16 protein-coding genes are annotated in these 23,142 nt (G+C 73.7%); 2 read left to right on the top strand and 14 right to left on the bottom strand.

The genetic code is table 11. From position 1 onward, the window contains the following. Positions 1-134 precede the first annotated feature (134 nt). Positions 135-2,930 (bottom strand): type I DNA topoisomerase, encoded by a 2,796-nt coding sequence (topA, locus tag ACIBBF_RS23295; RefSeq protein ID WP_397418182.1) that lies wholly within the window; start codon positions 2,928-2,930, stop codon positions 135-137. A gap of 218 nt (positions 2,931-3,148) precedes the next feature. Between topA and ACIBBF_RS23290 the strand changes: the two genes are divergently transcribed. Further along, entirely contained in the window at positions 3,149-4,090 is a 942-nt protein-coding gene (locus ACIBBF_RS23290; RefSeq protein ID WP_397418179.1) for a phosphatase PAP2 family protein, read from the top strand. 213 nt (positions 4,091-4,303) lie between these two features. Here ACIBBF_RS23290 and ACIBBF_RS23285 read toward each other — a convergent pair whose 3' ends face one another. The 7 genes from ACIBBF_RS23285 to ACIBBF_RS23255 all read right to left on the bottom strand — a co-directional run bounded on the left by ACIBBF_RS23285 (position 4,304) and on the right by ACIBBF_RS23255 (position 13,206). Continuing rightward, positions 4,304-5,761, bottom strand: a complete 1,458-nt coding sequence (locus tag ACIBBF_RS23285; protein WP_397418176.1) for a S1 family peptidase — start codon at positions 5,759-5,761, stop codon at positions 4,304-4,306. A 164-nt stretch (positions 5,762-5,925) separates the two neighbouring features. Further along, positions 5,926-7,047 (bottom strand): S1 family peptidase, encoded by a 1,122-nt coding sequence (locus tag ACIBBF_RS23280; protein WP_397418174.1) that lies wholly within the window; start codon positions 7,045-7,047, stop codon positions 5,926-5,928. 197 nt (positions 7,048-7,244) lie between these two features. Further along, positions 7,245-8,186, bottom strand: coding sequence for a LysR family transcriptional regulator (locus ACIBBF_RS23275; RefSeq protein WP_397418171.1), 942 nt, complete (start codon positions 8,184-8,186; stop codon positions 7,245-7,247). Between the two features lie 151 nt (positions 8,187-8,337). Next, complete coding sequence (locus ACIBBF_RS23270) at positions 8,338-9,921, bottom strand: methyltransferase (protein ID WP_397418169.1); 1,584 nt, start codon at positions 9,919-9,921, stop codon at positions 8,338-8,340. Positions 9,922-9,958: 37 nt separating this feature from the next. Beyond that, a complete protein-coding gene (locus ACIBBF_RS23265; protein ID WP_397418167.1) occupies positions 9,959-11,107 on the bottom strand; it encodes a hypothetical protein in 1,149 nt (382 codons plus the stop codon). A gap of 79 nt (positions 11,108-11,186) precedes the next feature. Continuing rightward, positions 11,187-11,519: a CD225/dispanin family protein gene (locus tag ACIBBF_RS23260; RefSeq protein WP_397418164.1), complete on the bottom strand. Its 333-nt coding sequence runs from the start codon at positions 11,517-11,519 to the stop codon at positions 11,187-11,189. Between the two features lie 67 nt (positions 11,520-11,586). Then, the gene (locus ACIBBF_RS23255; protein ID WP_397418161.1) at positions 11,587-13,206 is read right to left on the bottom strand and encodes a M20/M25/M40 family metallo-hydrolase; all 1,620 of its coding nucleotides are present in this window, start codon (positions 13,204-13,206) and stop codon (positions 11,587-11,589) included. A gap of 237 nt (positions 13,207-13,443) precedes the next feature. On the opposite strand from ACIBBF_RS23255, the gene ACIBBF_RS23250 reads away from it, so the two are divergent. Further along, positions 13,444-14,028, top strand: a complete 585-nt coding sequence (locus tag ACIBBF_RS23250; RefSeq protein ID WP_397418158.1) for a DinB family protein — start codon at positions 13,444-13,446, stop codon at positions 14,026-14,028. Positions 14,029-14,241: 213 nt separating this feature from the next. Here the strand turns inward: ACIBBF_RS23250 and ACIBBF_RS23245 are convergent, their stop codons facing one another. The 6 genes from ACIBBF_RS23245 to ACIBBF_RS23220 all read right to left on the bottom strand — a co-directional run bounded on the left by ACIBBF_RS23245 (position 14,242) and on the right by ACIBBF_RS23220 (position 22,898). After that, positions 14,242-16,545, bottom strand: coding sequence for a sodium-translocating pyrophosphatase (locus tag ACIBBF_RS23245; RefSeq protein WP_397418155.1), 2,304 nt, complete (start codon positions 16,543-16,545; stop codon positions 14,242-14,244). A gap of 202 nt (positions 16,546-16,747) precedes the next feature. Continuing rightward, positions 16,748-17,509: an HAD family hydrolase gene (locus ACIBBF_RS23240; protein WP_397418153.1), complete on the bottom strand. Its 762-nt coding sequence runs from the start codon at positions 17,507-17,509 to the stop codon at positions 16,748-16,750. A gap of 2 nt (positions 17,510-17,511) precedes the next feature. Beyond that, positions 17,512-19,008, bottom strand: coding sequence for a helix-turn-helix domain-containing protein (locus tag ACIBBF_RS23235; protein ID WP_397418151.1), 1,497 nt, complete (start codon positions 19,006-19,008; stop codon positions 17,512-17,514). A gap of 421 nt (positions 19,009-19,429) precedes the next feature. After that, positions 19,430-20,767 (bottom strand): M18 family aminopeptidase, encoded by a 1,338-nt coding sequence (locus ACIBBF_RS23230; protein WP_397418149.1) that lies wholly within the window; start codon positions 20,765-20,767, stop codon positions 19,430-19,432. Between the two features lie 65 nt (positions 20,768-20,832). Then, entirely contained in the window at positions 20,833-22,503 is a 1,671-nt protein-coding gene (locus ACIBBF_RS23225; RefSeq protein WP_397418147.1) for a hypothetical protein, read from the bottom strand. Further along, positions 22,500-22,898 (bottom strand): sigma-70 family RNA polymerase sigma factor, encoded by a 399-nt coding sequence (locus ACIBBF_RS23220; RefSeq protein WP_397418145.1) that lies wholly within the window; start codon positions 22,896-22,898, stop codon positions 22,500-22,502. The genes ACIBBF_RS23225 and ACIBBF_RS23220 overlap by 4 nt, the downstream gene beginning before the upstream one ends. Positions 22,899-23,142 lie beyond the last annotated feature (244 nt).

Raw genomic sequence — 23,142 nt, 5'->3', positions numbered from 1 at the left:
GGGGATTATCGGTGTAACGCTTGCAGCAAGCGTACGGGAGGATTCCGCCCGCACGTGCCGACGGGGGCCCCCCCCCCCGGGGCGCCCCCCCGGGGGGGGGGCCGGGGGGGGGGGCCCCCCCCCCCCCCCACGGCTCACTTCTTGGCGCTCGACGCCTTCTTGGTGGCCGGCTTCTTGGCGGCCGTCTTCGCCGCAGGCTTCTTGGCCGCCGTCGAGCGGGTCGTGCGCTTCTTCGCCGGGCCCTGGGCCCGCTTCTCGGCGAGCAGCTCGATCGCGCGCTCGGCGGTGACCGTCTCCGGCGTCAGGTCGCGCGGCAGGGTGCGGTTGGTCTCGCCGTCGGTCACGTAGGGCCCGAACCGGCCGTCCTTGACCTGGATCGGCTTGCCGCTGTTCGGGTCGTCGCCGAGCTCGCGCAGCGGCGGCGTGGCCGTGCGGCCCCGGCCGCGCTTCGGCTGCTTGTAGATCTCCAGCGCCTCGTCCAGGGTGACCGTGAAGATGGCCTCCTCGGTCGGCAGCGTCCGCGAGTCCGTGCCCTTCTTGAGGTAGGGCCCGTAGCGGCCGTTCTGGGCGGTGATCTCGTCGCCCGACTCCGGGTCCACGCCTACCACCCGCGGCAGCGACATGAGCTGCAGGGCGTCCTCCAGTGTCACCGAGTCCAGCGACTGCGTCTTGAGCAGCGACGCCGTCCTCGGCTTGGGCAGCGCGGCCAGCGCACGCTTCTTCGCCGCGGCCGACAGGTCCGGGTCGAGGTCCGGCTCGGGCAGCTGCTCCGTCACGTACGGGCCGTACCGGCCGTTCTTCGCGACGACGGGGTTGCCCGTCTCGGGGTGCACGCCGAGCACGCGGCCGTCGTCGGCGCCGGCCGCCAGCAGCTCGCGCGCCCGCTCGACGGTCAGCTCGTCGGGCGCGACGTCGTCCGGCACCGAGGCGCGGGGCGGGTTCTTGCCCTCCTCCACCTCGGCCGAGAGGTCCTCGACGTACGGGCCGTACCGGCCCACGCGGACACGGATGCCCTCGCCGATGTCCACCGAGTTGATCGCGGCCGCGTCGATCTCCCCGAGGTTCTCCACGAGGGCGCGCAGACCGCCGCCGTCGCTGTCCACGCCGAGCTGGTCGGACGTGCCGAGGTTGCCGGGGGCCTCGCCGAAGTAGAACTCCTTGAGCCACGCCACCCGCTCGCGCGACCCGGCGGCGATCTGGTCGAGGTCGGCCTCCATGGTGGCCGTGAAGTCGTAGTCGACCAGCCGGTCGAAGTGCTCCTCCAGCAGGCGCACCACAGCGAACGCGAGCCACGTCGGCACCAGCGCCTGACCGCGCGTGATGACGTAGCCGCGGTCCTGGATCGTCGAGATCGTGGCGGCGTACGTGGACGGGCGGCCGATGCCGCGCTCCTCCAGCGCCTTGACCAGCGACGCCTCGGTGTACCGGGCGGGCGGCGTCGTGGAGTGCCCGTCGGCCGCGAGGTCGGTGCCGGTCAGCGCGTCGCCCTCGGCCATGGTGGGCAGGCGGGTCTCCTTCGCCGCCGCGGCACCCTCGCTCTCGCTGTCGGCGTCGGCGCCCTCCTCGTACGCGGCCAGGAAGCCGCGGAAGGTGATGACCGTGCCCGACGCCGAGAACACCGCCTCCTGGCCGTCCCGCGGACCGCCCACGACGACGGCGCCGAGCCGCACGGACGCCGTCGACCCCTTGGCGTCGGCCATCTGGGAGGCGACGGTGCGCTTCCAGATCAGCTCGTACAGGCGGAACTGGTCGCCGCTGAGCTCGCCGGCGACCTGGGCCGGGGTGCGGAACGAGTCGCCCGCCGGGCGGATCGCCTCGTGCGCCTCCTGGGCGCCCTTCGACTTGGACTGGTACAGCCGGGGCGCGCCCGGCACGTACTCGGGGCCGTACAGCTCCGCGGCCTGGCGCCGGGCGGCGTCGGTGGCCTCCTTCGACAGCGAGGGGCTGTCGGTACGCATGTAGGTGATGTAGCCGTTCTCGTACAGGGCCTGCGCGGTGCGCATCGCCTGCCGCGACGACATGCGCAGCTTGCGGCCCGCCTCCTGCTGCATGGTGGAGGTGGTGAACGGCGCGGCCGGACGCCGCGTGTAGGGCTTGGTCTCCAGGCTGCGCACCGAGAAGTCGGCGGCCTCGAGCCCGGCGACCACGGCGTTCGCCGTCGCCTCGTCGAGCTGCACCACACCGGTGCGGACCTTGAGCCGGCCCCGGTCGTCGAAGTCGCGGCCGGAGGCGACCTTGTCACCGGCGAGCTGGGTGAGCCGCGCACGGAAGGAGGGCTGGCCGTCGTCCGCCACCGCGAAGGTGCCCGCCACGTCCCAGTAGTCGGCGGGCACGAACGCCATGCGCTCCCGCTCGCGCTCCACCACGAGGCGGGTCGCCACCGACTGCACGCGGCCCGCGGACAGGCCCTGGCGCACCTTGCGCCACAGCACGGGCGAGACCTCGTAGCCGTACAGGCGGTCCAGGATGCGCCGGGTCTCCTGCGCGTCGACGAGGTCCTGGTCCAGCTCGCGCGTGTTCTCCAGCGCCCGGAGGATCGCGTCCCGGGTGATCTCGTGGAACACCATGCGCTTGACCGGGACCTTGGGCTTGAGCTCCTGGATCAGGTGCCACGCGATGGCCTCGCCCTCGCGGTCCTCGTCGGTGGCGAGGAAGAGCTCGTCGGCGTCCTTGAGGGCCTTCTTGAGCTCGCTGACCTTCTTCTTCTTGTCGGCGTGCACCACGTAGTACGGGTCGAACCCGTTGTCGACGTCCACGGCGAACTTGCCGTAGGGCCCCTTCTTCATCTCCGTGGGCAGGTCCTTCGGCTGCGGGAGGTCACGGATGTGGCCGACGCTCGCCTCGACCTCGTAGTCGTCGCCGAGATAGCTCTGGATCTTTCGAGCCTTCGTGGGCGACTCCACGATCACGAGCTTGCGTGCCTGGGACATCCGGTCCTGCCTGCTTCCTGCGGGGTCTGGGGGTTGAGCGCCGAGTGGCGTTGGAGAGTTCACGGTACGCCAGGCGCGACGGATCGCACCCTATCCGGCCGAGATCCGGTTGCCCGGCGGTTTCACATGACCGTGGTGATTTTCACCTACGGCATGACGACCGCGGAGCCTCACACCAGGCACACGGTCTCTCCAGGCCGGTCCTCTACGGTGGCTCCATGACGGACCGTACCCTTCCGCCGCCGGGCGGACCGCACCCGGCGCCCGCCGTCGCCAGCGGGCACCCGATGCCGGCGCGCGGGCCGAGGCTGCGGCCCCGGACCGGACCGCTCGTGACGGCCGCGGTGGTCGCCGTCCTGGCCGCCTGGGGCCTGTGGGCCACCTGGGACACCTTTGTCGTCTCGGGGCGGGGCCAGTACGCCGACCAGCTCGCGCTGGAGGGTGCGGCACGCGGCCAGGGTGTGCTCTGGGAGCTCGCCGAGCCGGTGCTCGGTGTGGTGTCCAACACGTTCGTGGGGCTCGGCCTGGCCGCCGCCGTCGTGCTCGCGCTGGTGCGCGGGCGCTGGTGGCTCGCGGCGCAGGTCGCCGTCCTGGTGGCCGGCTCGAACCTCACCACGCAGGTGCTCAAGCACGTGGTGCTCGACCGTCCGGCCCTGCTCGACGTCGCCCGCGCCGACGTGAACACCCTGCCGAGCGGGCACACGACCGTCGCCGCGTCCGTCGCGGCGGGCCTCCTGATCGCGGTGCCCCGGCGCTGGCGTCCGCTCGTCGCGGTGGCCGGCGCCGCCTACACGGGGGCCACAGGGGTGTCGACGCTCGTCGGGCAGTGGCACCGGCCGTCCGACGTCGTCGCCGCCATCCTCGTGGTGCTCGCCTGGGGCGCCGGGGTCTGCGCCCTGAGCTCGTCCTCCTCGCTCGACGAGCCGCGCGCCGGCACGGGGGCCGGGACGTCGGGCACCGCGGGGCTCCTGCTGCTCGGCGCGGCGGGGAGCGGCATCCTCGCCGTCGGCGCGCTCGGGAGCGTGCGGGGCTACGGCTGGGGGCTGCCGCTGGGCGGCGACCTCACGGCCTACATGGGCGGCATGCTCGGGGTGACGGCGGTCACCCTGGCCTCGTTCGCGGCCCTCCTGCTGGTGCGCCAGTCCACGGCCCGGCCCTGACGTCCTGACGTGGCGGGGGGGGGGGGGGGGGGGGCCCCCCCCCCCCCCCCCGCCACCCGGCCCCGGGGGGGGGGCCCCCCCCCCCCGGGGGGGGCCCCGGGGGGGGCGGGGGGGGCCCGGGGGGGGGGGGCGGCGGGGGGGGGCGGGCCCCGGGCGGGGGGGGGGGGGGGGGGGGGGGGGGGGCCCCCCCCCCCCACCCGGCACGTCATCCGGTCACGGGTTGGTCGACCAGCCACCCGTGTAGGAGCCCGAACCCGAGTACGCGTCCACGACCCAGCGGTAGGTCCCGGACGTGCCCGAGTAGGTCACGGTCTCGTCGGGCGACGCCGTGATGCCCTGCGCCACGGTGACCCACGAGCCGCTGCTGGACTTCTGCAGGTAGAGGTCGAAGTCCGTGCCGCTCGGGCCGTCGAGGCAGCCCGTGATCGTGCCGCTCAGCGCGGAGAACCCGGTGGTGCCCGGCTCCGCCGCCTGCCCGCCCGAGCTCAGCGAGCCGCTGAACGCCGACTCGTAGCCCGTGCAGCCGGCGGGCGGGGTGGTCCCGCCGCCGCCCGTGACCAGCGAGACGCCCGCGGCGCTGAGCGCCTCGTTCACCGGCTGGAAGTACGTGGTGCCACCGGAGGAGCAGTTGCCGCTGCCGCCGGAGGTCATGCCCTGGGCCTGCGTACCGGCCAGGAGCGAGCCGCCGGAGTCGCCCGGCTCGGCGCAGACGTTGGTGCGGATGAGGCCGGTCACGGTGCCCTCGGCGTAGGTGACCGAGGCGTTCAGGGCCTGGATGGTGCCGCAGTGCCAGCCGGTGGTGGAGCCGGACCGGCAGACCGTGGCGCCGACGGCGGCCGCCGTCGAGCCCGCGACGTTGACGGTGCCGCCGCTGTAGTTGTTCACGGCGCCGACCGGGGTGTCGTCGCTGCCCGTGCTGACGTAGGCGTAGTCGTTGCCCGGGAACGAGGACACCTGGAAGGTGCCGCTCGGCTGGCTGGTCGTGGCGCCGCGCGAGCCGCAGTGGCCCGCGGTGACGAAGCCGCCGGTGGCCGAGAAGCCGACCGAGCAACGGGCGCCGCCGATGTAGTAGGCGTTGCCGCCGATCACGTTGATGAACGTGCGGGGCATCTCGGTCACCTCGACGACGGAGACGGCGCTCGTGGGGACGCCCGCCGCGCGCACGGCGGCGGAGACGGCGCCCGTCGCGCCCTCGGCGACCTCCAGGATCACCGAGTTCGACTCGACGTCCACGTAGGCGCCCGCGACCTTCGCCTCCGGCGCGGCTCGGAAGGCCTGCGTGGCGAGGCGGTCGAGGCGGTCCAGGGACCGGCCGACGGTGACGGCGGTGGCACCGGCGGCACGGACCTCGGCGGCCCCGGCCTTGTCGGTCACGGCGACGAACAGCTCGTCGCCCTCGACCCATGCGCCCGCGTACCCCGAGTCGAGGGACTTCGCGATGGCGTGCTGCGTGGCGGACAGCGCCTCGTCGGTCCGGAGGCGGTCCACCGCCTCCGCCGTGCTGAGGCCGAGGTCGCGCTCCATGGCGGCGACCATGCCCGGCGCGTAGCCGGACGTCTCGGACTGGTCGGTTCCGGCCGCGGTGCCGGTGGTGGCGGCGGTGATGCTGGCGGCGAGGAGGGTCGCGGCGGCGGTGGCCACCGTGACGGCTCTGAAGGATGTGCGTCTCATGTCCAGCGACTCCTTGTCGTCGGGGCAATGGATTCACCCAGTGCCGGACAGCGTAGGGTCGCTTTCAGGCAACTCCCAGATACCGTTTAGGCCATATCGGGGGAATATGCGGACATGCCGAGATGCGGGTAGGGGAAGCCCCCACCCGCACCTCGACGGGCCGGTCAGTTGGTCAGCAGGTCCACCCCGGCGGCGCTCAGCGCCTCACCGACGGGCTGGAAGAAGGTCTGGCCGCCGGAGGAGCAGTTGCCGCTGCCCCCGGAGGTCATGCCCTGGGCCTGCGAACCGGCGAGCAGCGAGCCGCCCGAGTCGCCCGGCTCCGCGCAGACGTCGGTCTGGATGAGGCCCGTGACGGTGCCCTCGGCGTAGTTCACCGTGGCGTTGAGCGCCTCGATGGTGCCGCAGTGCCAGCCGGTCGTGGAACCGGAGCGGCAGACGGACGCACCGACCGCGGCGGGCGTGGAGCCCTCGACGGCGACCGTACCGCCGTTCCAGTCGTCCACCACGCCGACCGGGGTGTCCGAGTCGACCGAGACGTAGCTGTAGTCGCTGCCCGGGAACTCCGAGACCTCGAACGTGCCGGACGGCTCGCTGGCCGTCGAGCCCACCGAACCGCAGTGGCCGGCCGAGACGAACCCGCCGGTGACCGCGAAGCCGACCGAGCAGCGCGCGCTGCCGTCGATGAAGTACGCCTCGCCGCCGATCACGTCGGCGAAGGTCCGCGGACGCTCCGTGGCCTCGGTGAGCGACACGGCCGACGCCGGGACCCCGGCCTCGGCGACGGCGGCCGCGACGTCCGCGGTGGCACCCTCGACCACGTCTACGACGATCTCGTTGGTCTCCACGTCCACGTGGTACGAGGTCACGTCGGAGGAGGACAGCGCGCCGTCCAGGTCCGCCGTCCAGGCGTCCAGTGCCGTCAGCGAGTTGTCGACGGTGACGGGGGTGGCCCCGGCCGCACGGACGGTGGCCGCCTCGGCGGCGTCGGTCACGGCCACGTGCAGCGCGTCCGCGCCCTCGACCCAGGCGCCGCCGTACGAGGCGCCGAGCGACTTCTCCAGGCTGTGCTGCGTGTCGGCCAGGGTCTCCTGGACCGCGAGCCGGTCCACGGCCTCGGCGGCGCTCAGGCCCAGGTCGCGCTCCATCGCGGCGACCAGGCCCGGCGCGTAGCCCGCGGCGGACCCCGCATCGGTGGAACCGGCAGCGGCGACGGCGTTGATGGTGCCGGCAAAGAGGCCCACGGTGGCGGTTGCCACGGCGACGCCCCGGAGGGAAGTGCGTCTCATCTCCAGCGACTCCTCGGGTCGAAGAGGGTGAAGTTCCACCCGCAGGTGATTTTTCACCCGCCCGCTCACCGTAGGAGGAGTTGGACGTCACGCCCAGATCACACTCAGGTCATACATATTTCCTATGGAGGGCAAACCACGTACGGGGTCAGCTCAGCCGTGTCGTGCTCGGCCGACCCTGCGGTGCCACCTTCGGCTCAGCCGAGCATCCCGTACATCGCCAGCCACTGCTCGTACTGCGGGCTGCGGCGCACGGCGTCGCGGTGGGCGCGGTGCGCGGCGCCCTCGACGGCCTCCACATCCACGCGCAGGTCCGCGTCGTGCCGCCAGCCGAGGTAGTGGGTACGGCGCAGGGGCGCGCCCGCCAGCGGCACCGTCACGACCCCCGGCGGGTCGAGCTGGCCGGGTTCCACGAGCGCCACCGCACGGCCCGCCCGCACCTGGTCCACGGCGGTGGTCCACTCGGCCTCGCCCATGCCGCGGGGCGTGAACCCGGCGCGCACGCACGCCGACACGAAGCACTCCTCGAGGCAGCCGTGCGACGGCACGCAGAGCCACTGCTCCTCGGCCAGCTCGGCGAGCGAGACCTCGGGCTTGCCCGCGTACGGGTGGTGCTCGTCGATGAGCACGAACATCGGGTCGGTGCAGACCCGGGTCCAGGCGACCTCCACGGCGGCCGGCGGCGAGACGTCGGAGCACATGCCGACCAGCCCGACGTCGATGGTGCCGCGCGCGAGCCGGGACGCCACGTCGTCCGCCAGGTGGGGCATGGCGGTGGTGACCTGGGCGCCCGGGATCGCGATGTGCAGCTGGTTGACGAACAACCCGCCCAGCGACGTGCCGGTGATGCCCACCCGCACCGTCTCCCCGCGGGCGACGTCGCCGTTGACGAGCCGTTCGGCGTCGTCCGCGAGGGCGGCCATGGCCGGCAGGAGCACCCGGGCGTGCCGGAGGATCAGCTCCCCCAGCTCGGTCGGGCGGGCACCGAACCGGTCGCGGACGAACACGGTGCCGCCCAACGACCGGTCGATGCGGTTGAGCTGCGCGGTCAACGCCGGCTGCGCGATGCCGAGAGCAGCGGCCGCCTTCGTGACGCTGCCCGACTCGGCAACAGCGACAACCATCCTCAAGTGCCGCATGTCGAGTTCCACACGTTGGAAAATAACTGTCATGTCCGCAGTTGTCTCGGTTTCGGCCAAGATTTATCGGCGGACACGCCTGACCGTTACGTCCCGGAAACGAGCGTCCCACCGCGGATCGGCCGGGTACGAGGGTTCCGACGACGGGCCGTCATTCCGCCAGGAAACCGTCCCGGACCAGGTCACGGACGGCCGGGAGCAGCTCTCCGGCCAGGGCGTCCGCGGGCACCTCGAACAGCGCCGCGAGCGCGCCGACGATCTGCCCCACCGTGAGCTCGCCGTCGCACGCGCCCACCAGGGCCGCCAGCGGGCTCGACGCCTGGACGCCACGGCCGAGGCCGTCGCCCTGCCGCAGGATCACGACGTTCGGGTCCGCCGCGCCGGGGGTCAGGTACCGCTCCTCGGTGACGTCGGCGGCGGTGACCAGGCGGGCCGCGGCGAGCGTGGCGTCGTCGCGGGCCGCGAGCCAGTCGTGCCCCGCGAGGCTGCGCGCGATGTGCGCACCGAGCGGCTGGCGCACGGAGCCCGTGTGCTCCTCCAGGCGGCGCAGCGTGGGGCGCCCCGACTCCGGGCGCCGCAGGGTCACGATCCCGAAGCCCACCGCCTCGACGTCGCGGGTCGCGAAGTCGTCGAGCCACGCGCCGTACGCCGCCGCCCAGGCGTCCGGCTCGCGGTCGGGGGTGGTGCCGCCGTCGCGGATCCAGGTCTCGGCGTACTCGGCGGGGTCGAGCACCTCGCGCTGGATGATCCAGCCATCCAGCCCCGCCTGGTCCAGCCAGGCGCCGACCCGCTCGGCCCAGGGCTCACCCCGCCGGTGCTCCCAGTTGCCGAGGAGCTGGGCCACGCCGCCCGGCGCCAGCACCCCGCCCACGCCGAGGATCAGGTCGCGGACCAGGTCGTCGCCCGCCCGGCCGCCGTCGCGGTACTCGTAGTCGCCCAGGGCGTCGGCGACGGCCCGTCCGGCAGCCCCTGCGTGCGGCGTGATGACGAACGGCGGGTTGGAGACCACGAGGTCGAACCGCTCCCCGGCCACCGGCTCCAGCATCGACCCCTGCCGCAGCTCGACGTCCACCCCGGACGGTGCGTTGAGGGCCACGTTGAGCCCCGCGAACGCGAGCGCGCGCCGCGAGATGTCGGTGGCGACCACCCGTCGCGCGTGCCGGGCGGCATGGAGCGCCTGGATGCCGCATCCGGTGCCGAGGTCCAGCACCCGTCCGGTCGGCTCGCGCACGGTGACCTGCGCGAGCGTCAGCGACGCGCCGCCGGCGCCGAGCACGTGGTCGGTGGCGAGGCGGCCACCCGTGGCCAGCTCGCCCAGGTCGGAGGCCAGCCACCAGCGGGCGTCGCCGACGGCGTCGACGGAGGAGTACGGACGCAGGTCCGCGACGGCGCGCACCTCGTCGTCGTCCCCCGCGCCGCTGGTCGTGACCAGGCCGAGGCGCTCGGCGCCCGCCGTGCCGGTCGCGGGCAGCGCGCGGTCGAGCGCGGCGCGCGGCACGGGCAGGCCGAGGAGGAAGAGGGCGGCCAGCGTGGCACGCGGGTCGTGGTGGGACGACGCGACGCCGGCGACCGCCCCGGCGACGGCGCGCCGGGCCGGCAACGGCTGCTCGCGGTGCAGCGCCGCGGCGGCGAGCGGTCCGAGGAGGTCCTCGACGCCGTCGACGTCGTAGGAGCTGGAACCCAGGTCGGCGCGGAGCGAGGCGACGAGGGCAGGGTCGGTCACAGGAGGCTGCACGGGCCCATCCTGCCCGCAGAAGCCGGGACGGGTCGCGTCAGCCCTGGCAGTTGGACGCCACGTACTCCTGCACGCGCTGGGAGGCGGCCACCATGGCCTGGGTGTCCAGCTCCTCCTGCGCGCCGCCGACGGCGGAGGTGACCGCCGGGCCGTCGTCGGCCTTCACCTTCTCGATGTTGTTCGCGACGGTCGAGTAGTACGTGAACGCCACGGCCCAGTCCTCGGCGATGGCCTCGGGCGGCGTCACGCCCTCCAGGGCGTTGCGAGCGTTGATGAAGCCCTTGCGCAGGGTCTCGGGCTGGTCCTCCACCATCGCCGACTGCGCGTTGGCGGCCTGCGTCCACGCCATCTGGGTCTGGGCGCAGGACGCGGCGTCCGCGGCCGAGAGCGGGCCGCCGCCCGAGGACAGGCTCGTCACCCAGCCCGTGCCCAGACCCAGCAGGGCGGCGACGACACCCGCCGACACGAGCACCGTGGGCCGGTCCAGGAACGGGGGCAGACCACGACGCAGGGTCCTCTTGATGCGCTTCTGCTGCGCGGTGTCGAGACGGCCGCGGGGGCGCGTGGTCCCGGCGCCGGGCTTCGGGGCGGTCCGGCCGGCGGGGGCGTCCGCCGGGTCGGGCAGCACGTCCGGGCTCGCCGGGGCGACGTCCTCGGCCGGTGCGGGCGGCGGTACGTCGTCGACGTCGGCGACCGGCCCGACGTTCAGCGGGAAGCCGCCGGCGGGGGTGGGAGCGGCGTCGGCGTCGCTCTTGGGGGCGCCCTTGGCGCCGGAACGGGCGCCCTTGCCCTTGCTCCGCCCCCGGGCCTTGCCGCCCTTGCCGCCGGAGCTCTTGCCGCGGCCGCGTGCGACCGGCGGTTCCGTGACCGCGACGGGACCCCAGGGGTTCGCGTCGGACTCCCCCTCCGGGTCCGCGACGGCCGGTGCGGGGACGGGACCCCAGGGCGAGCCGCCGTCGTCGCCGGTCGCAGGCGCCTCGGTGGCCGTGACGGACGCGCTGCCCCACGGGCTGGGGGCAGGCTCCTTCGCCGCGAGGCCCTCGGCCCACTCCAGGGCGCTGGCGCCGGGTGCGGGATCGCCGGACGCGAGGCTCTCTGCCCAGGTGAGCGCGTTGGACGCAGGAGGCCCGCCGGCGCGGGACGCAGCACGACCACCCCGTGAGCCCTTGCGCCGTGTCGCACTCATAGCCGCGAACTTTACCCGCAACCTCTGGGAGGACAGGAAGGGCAATCGTGTGATACGTGGCGAAGGGCGGGTGAAGTTGCTACCGGTTCAGGTAGGTGATGCTCGACCAGAACACCACGAGCACCATGACGACGATGCCGATGGCGAGCGTGAGCAGACCCCAGTTGCGCGCACGCCGAGACGCTTTGCGTGCTTTGTCGTGTTGTTGCGCCTTCCAGAGGGCATTGACGCGCATCGCGCTGAAGAGCGCGACCAGTCCCGTGGGAAAGAAGCAGAAGATCGTCACCAGCACCGAGAACAGGAGGTACGTCCGCGGCGGGTACTGGAGCTGCGCCGGGTAGGTGTGGACGTTGACGTGCACGGGCGCACGCGACCCACCCGGTACCGTGGGCGGTACTGCGGAGCTGCTCATGGACGTCCCCCTCACCGATGTAAAGGGAGAACTTAGTCCAATTTCGGCGATTTGTTGAATGCCCAGGTCAGCCCGGGATCTTGCGCAGCACCTCACGATAGAAATGCACGCCGCGACCCAGGGAATCCACGCTCAGGCGCTCGCCCGCACCGTGCACCGACTGCCGCTGCTCGGCGGTCAGCACGAACGGGCTGAACCGGTAGACGTGGTCGCTGATCGGGGTGAAGGTCCGCGCGTCGGACGAGGTGAGCTGCACGTAGGGCACCACGAGCGCGTCCGGGTACGCGGCGCCGACCGCCTCGCCCAGCAGCGCGAACTGCTGACCGTCGGACGGCGACACCTCGCTCGGCTCGCTGCTCGCCACGACCTCGATCTCGACCTGCTTGTCCCGGACCACCCGGCGCAGCCGCGCCACGGTCCGCTCCACCGTGTCACCGAGCGCGACCCGCACGTCGAGGCGCGCACGGGCCGACGACGCCGCGACGGTCGGTCCCACGCTGCCCTCGAGCTCGGTGACCGCCACCGTCGTGCGCACCGTGGCCGACGCCTCGGGGCCGCCCCGCGCGATCATCCGCGCGGCGACCGTGCGCAGCGGCCCGGAGGCGAGCCGGGTGGCCGTCCGCAGCAGCAGGCCGCGGAAACCCTTGGCGCCGGGCGAGACCCGCTCCAGCATGGTGACCGTGGGCGCACCGACGCGGGCGGCGAACCGGTACCGGCTCACGCGCGCCGCGGCGCGGGCGAGACGCCCGGTCGCGGTCTGCCGGCCCGGGGTCGCGGCATGGCCGCCGACGTCGGTCGTGTACAGGTTCACGCCGACCAGACCCTTCTCGGCGACACCGACCATCGCCACCTGGCGGTCGACGCCTGGGACGGCATCGGTCACGACCCCGCCGCCCCCGTCGAGCACGAGCCACGGGCGCACGCCCAGCTCGTACAGCCGCCGGACGGCGCGCTCCGCGGACTGCCCGTCGCTCTCCTGGTCCGCGCCGAAGAAGAGCCAGACGTCCCGCTCGGGCACGAAGCCGTCGCCGAGCAGCGTCTCCACGGCGTCGAGCACCGCGACCAGGCTGCCCTTGTCGTCGAGCGTGCCGCGGCCGTGCACGACGCCGTCCCGGATCTCGCCCGAGAACGGGTTGGTCGCCCAGTCGGCGCTCTGCACCGGCGCCACGTCCTGGTGCGCCATGAGGACCACCGGGAAGGGGTGCAGCACGTCCTCGCGGCCCTTGCCGGGCCACCGGAACAGCAGGCCGTGCTCGCCCACCGGCTCGCTCTGCAGGGCGTGCACGCGGGGGTAGAACGTCGCCAGCGCGGCCCGGTGCCGGGCGAAGGCCTCGTGGTCGACGTCGTCCGGGTCCTCCGCCGACACCGTGGGGATCTGGACGAGCGAGGACAGGTGCGCGGCGGCGATGTGGCCTGCCGCGGTGTGGCCGTCGCCGTACGGCTCAGAGGACGTGAACGACGACCGGCCCGACCGGACGGGGAGCTCGGCGTCGGGCGCGGCGGGCTGCTCGGGCACCGTCTCCCGCTGCGCGGCGCGCTGCGCGGACCGGGTGCGGTCCGGGGTGCTCTCCCGGCCTGGCTCGGCCGGCGGTACGTCGGAGGGTGCGGGCCGCCGGGCCGCGGCCTTCGCGATCATCGCGGCCGTGACCTGAGGTATGGCCTCGGTCGGGTCGGTGTCGGCACTCACGGGACCTTCTCCTGCTCCGAGTCTGCCCTGAGGGGGCTCCTGCGTCGGCGTCCGCACCCTGCGTCCGCAGGGCGCTCGATAGCACAACACCGCAGACGATAGCGGTCGCAACGGGTTTTCCACATACCCCGGGTGAGGTGTATGCGTGTCCCATTTTGCCGGATACGGCCGCAGTTCGCCCGACGGCAGTCGCATATTCCGTTGACCGGTCGCGAGCACGGACGTCCACTGGGCCACATGACAACGGAGCGCTGGAGCCAGGCCACCGTCTACCCCGACATGTGGGCGGACCCGGACGAAGACCCGCGCGAGGCGCTGGCCAAGCCGGTGGGTGAGAAGGAGACCCTCTGGAACTACCTCAAGCACTACCGGATCACGCTGGAGATGAAGTGCGAGGGGCTCGACGCCGAGCAGATGGCCCGCCGGTCGGTGCCGCCGTCGACCCTCTCCCTGCTCGGGCTGGTGCGGCACCTGGCCAAGGTCGAGCGCGCGTGGTTCCAGGAGGTGCTGGCGGGTGGCGGCAAGGACCTGCCCCCGCTCTACCACGACCCGGCGCGGCCGGACGTCGACGTGGACTTCGAGGACGCGGTGGCCGATCCGGCCGTCGTGGCCCAGGCGTGGGAGGACTGGCGGCGCGAGGTGCGCGACGCCGACGCCTGGCTGGAGACGCTGCCCGAGGACGACCTGGGCCGGCTGGTGCCCCGGCGCGGGGACGAGATCCCGGTCCGCGACGTCCTGGTGCACATGGTCGAGGAGTACGCACGGCACGTGGGGCACGCGGACCTGCTCCGCGAGTGCATCGACGGCCGGGTGGGCCAGTAGGGCCCGCAGGCGGCGCGCGAGTTCGGTCACATGCTGGCCCGCGACTGATGCGTTCGGTCGGGGGGGGCCCCCGGGGGGGCCCCCCCGGGGGCGCCGGGGGGGGCCGCCCCCCCCCCCCCCCCCCCCCCCCCCCCCCCCCCCCCCCCCCCCCCCCCCCCCCCCCCCCCCCCCCCCCGGCCAGGCCGTCGGGCAACCTACCGAACTGGTGGTGACCTAGACCGTGGCCGAGGCCCGGTCCTGCTCCGACTCCTGGGCCGCGTCCGTACGGCCCGCGCGCACGCGGGACCAGATCACGGCGCCGAAGGCCACGGCGGCGGCCACCAGCGCGATGCCGATCCGGAGCGCGTGGTTGGCGTCCTCGGGCACGCTGATCGCCACGACCGCCGGGGCGATCAGCAGCGCCACCAGGTTCATCACCTTGATGAGCGGGTTGATGGCCGGGCCCGCGGTGTCCTTGAACGGGTCGCCCACGGTGTCACCGATGACGGTCGCGGCGTGTGCGTCGGAACCCTTGCCACCGAACTTGCCGTCCTCGACGATCTTCTTCGCGTTGTCCCAGGCCCCGCCCGAGTTGGCCAGGAAGATCGCCATGAGCACGCCCGAGCCGATGGCCCCGGCCAGGAAGCCGGCCAGCGGCCCGACGCCGAGCCCGAAGCCCACCGCGATGGGCGCGAAGGCGGCCAGCAGACCCGGGGTGACCAGCTCGCGCAGCGAGTCGCGGGTGCAGATGTCCACGACCTTGCCGTACTCGGGGCGCTCGTCGAACGTCATGATGCCCGGGTGCTCGCGGAACTGGCGGCGCACCTCGAACACGATGGCGCCGGCCGCGCGCGTCACGGCGTCGATCGCGAGCCCGGAGAACAGGAACACGGTCGCGCCACCCAGGATCACGCCGACCAGGGTGACCGGCGAGATGATCTCGTAGCTGAGCATCGACGTCACCAGCCCGCCGCCGACGCTGCTGACCTGCGCCAGCGCGTGCGACACGGCGTCGGCGTACGAGCCGAACAGCGCGGTCGCGGCCAGCACGGCCGTGGCGATGGCGATGCCCTTGGTGATGGCCTTGGTGGTGTTGCCGACGGCGTCCAGGTCGGTGAGGATCTGCGCGCCCTCCTCGTCGACGTCGCCCGACATCTCGGCGATGCCCTGCGCGTTGTCGCTGACCGGCCCGAACGTGTCCATGGCGACGATGACGCCCACCGTGGTGAGCAGGCCGCAGCCGGCGAGGGCCACGAGGAACAGCGCGAGCGGCACCGAGCCGCCGGCCAGCAGGAACACGCCGCAGATCGCCGCGGCGATGATGCCGGCCGTGTACACGGCCGACTCGAAGCCCACGCCGATGCCGGAGAGCACCACGGTCGCCGCTCCGGTCCGCGAGGTCTCGGCCACGTGCAGCGTCGGCTTCTTGTCCGTGCCGGTGAAGTAGCCCGTCACCCACAGGATGACGCCCGCGAGCACCACGCCGATGAGCACGGCCAGCGCGGACACGACGCGCGGGTCGGCGGTCACCCCGGACAGGTCGGCGGTGCCGGGCACCTGGTCGAACGAGGACGGCAGGTACACGAAGGCCGCGATCCCGGCGAGCACGGCACCCACGACGGCAGAGATGTAGAAGCCGCGGTTGATCGCGGCGAGCCCGCTCTCGGACCCGCGCACCCGGGTGATGAACACGCCCAGCAGCGCGACGAACGCGCCGATCGCGGTGACGATCAGCGGGAACACGAGGCCCTCCTCGCCCATCGCGGCCTTGCCCAGGATGAGGGCGGCCACGAGGGTCACGGCGTAGGACTCGAAGAGGTCGGCCGCCATGCCGGCGCAGTCGCCGACGTTGTCGCCCACGTTGTCCGCGATGGTGGCCGCGTTGCGCGGGTCGTCCTCGGGGATGCCCTGCTCGACCTTGCCGACCAGGTCGGCGCCGACGTCGGCCGCCTTGGTGAAGATGCCGCCGCCGACGCGCATGAACATGGCGAGCAGCGCGGCACCGAAGCCGAAGCCCTCCAGCACGGCGGGCGCGTCGACGTCGTACACGAGCACGACGAGCGCGGCGCCGAGCAGGCCCAGGCCCACCACGGACATGCCGACGACGCCGCCGGTGCGGAAGGCGATGCGGGCGCCCTCGGCCCGGCCGCCGGGCCGGGTCGCGGCCGAGGCGACGCGGACGTTGGCGCGCACCGCGAGCCACATGCCCAGGTAGCCGATCGCTGCGGAGAACCCGGCGCCGAACAGGAACGCGACGGAACGCCCGACCCGGACGCCCCCGTCCCCCGGCAGCAGGAAGAGCAGCGCGAACACGACCGCGGCGAACAGCACCAGGGTGCGGAGCTGTCGTCTCAGGTAGGCGGACGCGCCCTCCTGCACGGCCTGGCCGATGTCCTGCATCTTCGCGGTCCCATCAGGTGCGGCCAGCACCTGGCGGCGCAGCACGAAGGCGCACCCGAGGGCAGCGGCCGCGATGACGGCGATCACCGCCACCGTGGTGTAGCTCCCTGCGCCGAAAACAATGCCGTCTTCGAGCATCCGTCCTCCTCGACGAGCTCCGGAGGGTTCTCCCCCAGAAATGTGTGTACCCCCATGACCAGCACAAGGCTGATACGCCCCGCCGGCAACGTCGATGGCGGGAAGAAGCAGAGTCTACCCACATGTGACGGCAGTCACTATGTCGTCGAACGGTCCGTCCCGCACCTCGATCCGGTTGCATCCACCGGGTGTCCGGCGGGGCTCACCCGGGCTCGGTGCACCCCGTGAGCGCCCGGATCTCCTGGAGCAGACGCGCCGCGTCCGTGAGGTCCGGCAGCACGACGTCGGCGCCCGCCTCGGCGAGCCGGTCCGCCGGGGTGGTGCCCGAGGCCACGGCGATCACCCGCGCCCCGCCCTCGACCCCGGTGCGCACGTCCTCCAGGGAGTCGCCCACGACCACCGTCGTGGTGGCGTCGAAGCTCGTGGCGTACCGGTCGCGGGCGCGGCGCTGTGCGACCGCGACGAGGGCCGGCCGGTGCGCGTCGTCGGACGAGTACCCGCCCACCTCGGCGTCCACGTACCGGTCCATGCCGAAGACGCGGAGCTTGATCAGGGCGTTCGCCCGGAGGTTCCCAGTCACCACCGTCGCCACGAGGTCGGGCTCGGCGGCGACTGCCTTGAGGGCCTGCATCGCCCCCGGGAGCACGGTGCCGAGCCGGCGGACGTCCTCCGTGTGCGCCTCGAACCGGCGCGGCACGGCCTCCAGCATGCGGGGCAGGAGCTCGTCCGCCCGGGCCCCGCTCACGCCGTTGTCCTCCAGGAGGCCGCGGATCGCGAGCGGCATCGTGACGCCGGTGCCCTTGGCGGGGAGGCGTTCGGCGGGTCGTCCCACGACCTCGGCGAACGCCTCCCGGTAGGCCGTCCGATCCACCTCGCCCACGTAGACCAGCGTCCGGTCGATGTCCCAGAGCACGAGGGCCTTGGCCCCACCGGCCCGGGACGCACCGCGGGGGGTGGCCCGCACGGTCACGACGCGATTGCCGCGATCCGCTCGGTCAGCACGCGCGTCCCGGTACCCGACCGCCGGGTGGAGCCACCACGACGGAGGTCCGCCGACAGGTCCCGCAGGTGCTCGCGGAGACGGGCCGACTGCACCGTCTCCGCGATGGCGACGGCCTCCTCGCCCACGGCACAGGCCGCGTCGAGGTCGCCTGCCCGGGCGTGCGCCTGGGCGGCACGGCTCAGGAACAGGCCGTGCGTGCGACGCTCGCCCGAGCGCTCCGCGTGGATCGCGTGGCCGAAGCTCTCGACCGCACGTGCCGTGTTGCCGAGGGCGAGGTGCGCCGACCCGGACTGGCCGTGGATCTCGCCCTCGTTCATCCAGTACAGCCAGTGCGGGTCGTCCTCGCCGCGGCCACGGGCGCACAGCTCGGACGCCTCACCGAGGGCCCGGCGCGCCGCCTCGCCCTCGCCGGCGGCGGCGTGGCCGCGCGCCTGCCGGGTGAGCAGCGTCGCCGCCAGGTGGGGCGCGTCGAGCCGGGCGATCCGGCGCCGGCCCGCCTCGGCGGCGCGCACGGCGTCGCGCGGGTCGCCGCTGGAGTAGCCGTGGATCGCGAGGTACGACAGGGCCCCCGCGCCGAGCCGGTCGTCGGCCGCGGCGTGCGCCGCGCGCAGGCCGGCGAGCATGTAGGCACGCGCTGCGTCCGGCCGCCCCGCGTCGAACGCGAACCAGCCCGCCTGGGTGGCGGTGTCGGCGGCGACGGCGGCCAGCTTGCGGCCCGTCACCTCGTCGTACGTGCTGCGCTCCAGCACCCGGACCACCAGGGCGAGATGGGCGCGGGCCAGGTCGGCCACCGCCCCGCTGCCCGAGCCCTTGTCCATGACCCGCAGCTCGTCGAGCGTGCCCTGCAGGTGCCCGCACAGCTCGAGCGACACCCGGGTGCCGGCCGAGGCGCGGCGCAGCGGCTCGGCCTGCTCGGCGTCCCAGCGCTGGATCATCGAGTTGAGCGCGATGCCCGACGCCGGACGCGGCGTCTCGTTCGCCGCGACCTCGCTCGTCGCCGTGGCGGTCACGGGGCCGTTGGCGTCGGCCGCCGGGCGGTCCGCACCGGTGTCGGCGGTGTGGGCGAGACGGAGCGCGCTCAGCATCCGGTCCGCCGTCCACGGCAGGACGGGGTCGGGCGCCGTCGGCGTCACCGACACCGGCGGGGCGGTGACCGGCCCGGACGCGACGGCACGCGCGGGGGCGGCGTCGGGCGCCGGGCTGATGCCCGGCAGCGGCAGCCGCACCAGGTCCGGCGGTGTACCCAGCCCCGTGAGGAACTGGACCACTCGCGAGACGTCGGTGAGGCGGCGGTCACCGCACTCCAGCATCGACAGGTAGGACTGGCTCAGCCCGGTCAGGGCCGCGACGTCCTCCTGGCGCAGCGGGACGAGCTGGCGCACCATCCGGCTGACCTGACCGAAGTCCCAGTCGGCGAGGGCTGACCGGACGGCTTCGTCCTGCCAGACACGGGTGGGCACGCTGGGCAGCGAGACCACGGGAACGGACTCGGTGCGCCGGCACGCGGCGCAGCGAGCTTCGGAGTTGTAACGGCTGAGAACACAGCCGCATCGGGCGCAAGTGCGAACGGTGGCACGAGGCAACGGGGGCTCCTGAGGGTCCGGCATTTCTCTTTTGCCGAGTTCTCGGCTCGGATGACCACAGTGGTATCACCCTCCCGAGGTCCATGCATCCGGACGGTACTAGGTATTTTCTTCCATGCTGATGCCCACCTTCGCTGGAGAGTTTTCGCAGGTCAGGCGGATTGTTTCTTGGACAAACGTCCAACTCATGTCCGTATTGCACCCAATGTATACCTGGACAGAACCAACGGAAACCAGCGAAAGCGCAGGTCGCTCCGATTAACCCGGTTCTCCCCCGATCCGGGAGGATTCGACGCCGTCACCGGGCGAGGACGGCCTCCATCGCCCGCGTGAGGTACCACGGATCGACCACCGCGGTGAGCTCGCGCGCCGAGTGCATCGACAAAATTGGTACCCCGACGTCCACGGTTCGGATGCCCAGACGGGTCGCCGAGATCGGTCCGATCGTCGATCCGCACGGCACCGCGTTGTTGGAGACGAACTCCTGGGTGGGCACGCCGGCCGTCGCACAGGCGGCCGCCCACACCGCCGCGCCGTGCGCATCCGTCGCGTAGCGCTGGCCGGCGTTGATCTTGAGGATCGGGCCACCCCCGGCCACCGGGCGGTTGGCGGGGTCGTGCCGCTCGGCGTAGTTCGGGTGCACCGCGTGCCCGACGTCGGACGACACGTGCAGCGACGCCGCGAACGCCTGCGCCTGCTCCTGGGGCCCCGCCCCCAGCGCGGTCGAGACGCGGACCAGCACGTCCTGCAGGAACGGCCCCGCCGCCCCCGAGCGCGACGCGCTGCCGATCTCCTCGTGGTCGAAGGCCGCGAACATCTCGACGCCGGTCCCGGATGCCCCCGAGGCGGCCCGGGCCAGCAGCGCCGTGAGCCCCGCGTGCGTGGACAGCAGGTTGTCCAGGCGGGCCGACGCGAACAGCGCCTGACCGGCGCCGAAGGCCCGGGCCGGCTGCGTCTCGGCCAGCACCACGTCGTACCCGCCGACCGTCGCCGGGTCGATGCCGGCGTCGGCCGCGAGCGCCGCCAGCACGTCGGCGCTCTCCGTGTCCCCGAGGCCCCACACGGGCTGGGTGTGCCGCTGCCGGTCGAGCGTGAGGCCGTTGTCGTTGACGCCACGGTCCAGGTGGATCGCGAGCTGGGGGATGCGCAGCATCGGTCCGGTGCGGACCAGGTGCTCGGTGCCGTCGAGCGTGACGAGCCGGCCGGCGAGCTCCAGCTCGCGGTCGAGCCAGGAGTTCAGCAGCGGCCCGCCGTACACCTCGACGCCCACCTGCCACCAGCCGCCCGGCCCGTGGGTGGTCGGCTTCGGCTTGAGCTTGAAGCCCGTGGAGTCGGTGTGGGCGCCCAGGATGGTGAAGGGGGTGGCGGGACCCGCGGCGTCGGGCACGGTGAAGGCGATGACGGAACCGTCCCGCACCACCACGTAGCGCCCGCCCGGGGCCACGTCCCACGCGGCGTCCTCCGTGAGGCGGGTGAAGCCCGCCGCCTCGGCGCGCCGGGCCGCCTCGGCGGCCGCGTGGTACGACGACGGCGACGCCGTCACGAACGTGCCCAGGTCCTCGGTGTGGCGACGGGCCGCCTCGGGAACCTGGGACGCGGACGGCGACTGGGCGGAGGTGGGGTTCTGGTCCGTCATGCCGCCCATTATCTGTTGCCGTGCAGGACGCTCAGGCCACCGGGTGGTCTGAGCGTCCTGCACGGTCAGCCGCCCGTCGTGAAGTACAGCCAGTCGCCGTCCATGTTCATGCCGACCTGCGGGCCCTGGTAGCCGTCCGCCCGCTGGGCCTCGGCCTCGTCGGGCGTGAGCAGGCCCGCGGCGACCACTTCGGCCCAGGCATCGTCGGAGTCGCGGAACTCCTCGGTGGCGACCCGGGGCCAGACGACGGTCGCGTCGGGCGTGCCCTCGTCGAGGAGCACGGCCGCCGTGTCGGTCAGGACGGCGGCCAGCCGGCGGTACCGCTCCGGGTCTGCCTCGGGCAGTGCGAACGCCTGCTCGGGGGTCTCGGCACCGGACATCAGCTCCGTCCCGTACCCGCTCGCCAGCTCGGCCAGTGCGTCGGAGTCGCAGTCCATCGCCGCGATCACGATGCTGCCGGCGGTTCCGGCGGTGCTCCCCGTCACCGAGCTCCCCCGGACGAACTGCGGCTCGAACCCGCGCGCCGAGCACTCGGGCCCCGCGGCCTCGGCGACCGGCGTCTCGGGTTCGAGCGAGATCCACAGCCGGGCGACGTCGTCGGACACGTTCGACACCCGGATGTCGATGGTCTCCCCGCTCCGGTGCTCGGACAGTGCCCCGACCGCCGACCCGGCCTCGTCCCCGTCGCAGGTGATCGAGGTGCCCTCGAGCACCTCCCCGGTGGAGGGCAGGATCAGCTCGACCAGGACGACCGTCTCGGGGTCCGAGCCGGCGCACCGGCCGATGACCCGCATCGGGGTGTCCGACGAGAAGTCACGCTGCGTCATGTCGGCGGTGAACCAGTCGGTGCTGCGGTCCAGCTCGAACCGCGAGACCTGTCCCTGCGCGGGTTCCGGGAACTCGACCGCCGACCCACCCGGGTGTGGTTCGCCGGGGCTGTGCGCACCGGCGGCGTCGAGACGCACCGGTACCGGGTCGCTCACCACGGTGGCCCGGCTGCCGGAGGCGACCTGCGGGAACGCGACCACCCGCACCTCGTAGTCGCCGTGGGGCAGAGGTGTCTCGTGCTGCAGGTCTCCGCCGTACGAGCCCGGGACGCACGTGGTCATCGAGCTGCCCACGGCGGTGACGGCGTCCGGGCCCGTGCCGAGGAGCGGCTCCGCCTGCCCGTCCCATCCCTCGAAGACGTCCGGCCCGAGGTCCAGCACCACGCCGTCCTTGCTCCACACCAGGACGGGCGGGGCGTCGAGCGAGCCCTCCCCCTCCTCGTACGTGGCCGCCATGCCCCAGGCACGCGACGAATCGCCCCGGAGCTCCGCCGAGTGCGCGTAGATGTCACCGGCCGGGGCCACGGACCACCCCGGCGCCGTGCTCTCCAGGTCGGCCACCGGCATGCCGCACGTCAGGTCGCTCCAGCCGAGCCACGGCGGCTGGTAGCCCTCCTGCACCTCGAAGTCCTGCGTGGCGGGCGGAACCTCGGCCGCGTCCGGCGGCGCGAGCTGCGCCGCCCCGAGCACCAGGGCGCCCGCCAGGGCGAGGGCGCCGCCGCCCAGGCCGCCGAGCTTCGCCGTCCGACGCCGCCGCACCCGGCTGCTCATCGCGGGCACCACGGCCGCCGGCCCGGTCGGCGACGCGGGGTCCACCCCGCCGGCCATGGCACCGAGCGTCCGGCTCAGCAGGTCCGCGCCCTCGGGGTCCACCCAGCCGTGGTCGGGTCCGTCGTCGTGCCGGTTCATCGTCCTGTCCTCTCCGCCGGGAGCACCCCGGCCGGTTCCAGCACGTCCCGCAGGACGTTCAGCGCGTCATGGAGGTGGCGCTTGACGGTGCCCGGGGCGTTCCCGAGCCGTTCCGCCACCTGGTCGATGGACATGTCCTCGAAGTAGCGCAGCACCACGCACGCGCGCTGCCGCGGCGAGAGCCGGGCGAGCGCCTGCACCACGTCCGCCCGGGCGGTGATGCCCGAGTCCGGGAACCGCACGTGGTCGTCCACCGCGATCCGGGGCTCGATGTCGGCCCACCTCTTCCTGCGGCGCCAGCCGTCCAGGTAGAGGTTCAGCACCATGCGTCGCACGTACGCCTCCGCGTGGACCACCGGCCTGTCCCCGGCCTCGTCCAGCGGCACCGTGCGCATGCCCGGCGTGCTCCGGCCTCGGCGCCCGCCCGGCCGTACCAGGCGGGAGCAGTACCGCACCCAGCGCCTCCTGCACCAGGTCCTCGGCCTGCCGGACGTCGCCGCACAGCGTGTAGGCGTACCCGACGAGCACACCGCCGCGCTGCATGGCGAGCATCTCCAGCTCTTCGTGCCAGCCCATTGCCGGCTCCTTCCTGCCGTCTTGACCGTGTCGACGAACCAGGCCGCCGGGAGGTTGTGGGGT

The sequence above is a fragment of the Promicromonospora sp. NPDC050880 genome, assembly GCF_044456525.1.
Lineage (GTDB): Bacteria > Actinomycetota > Actinomycetes > Actinomycetales > Cellulomonadaceae > Promicromonospora.
The sequence above is the reverse complement of the archived record's forward strand: the minus strand, read 5'-3'. Positions and strand labels throughout refer to the sequence as shown.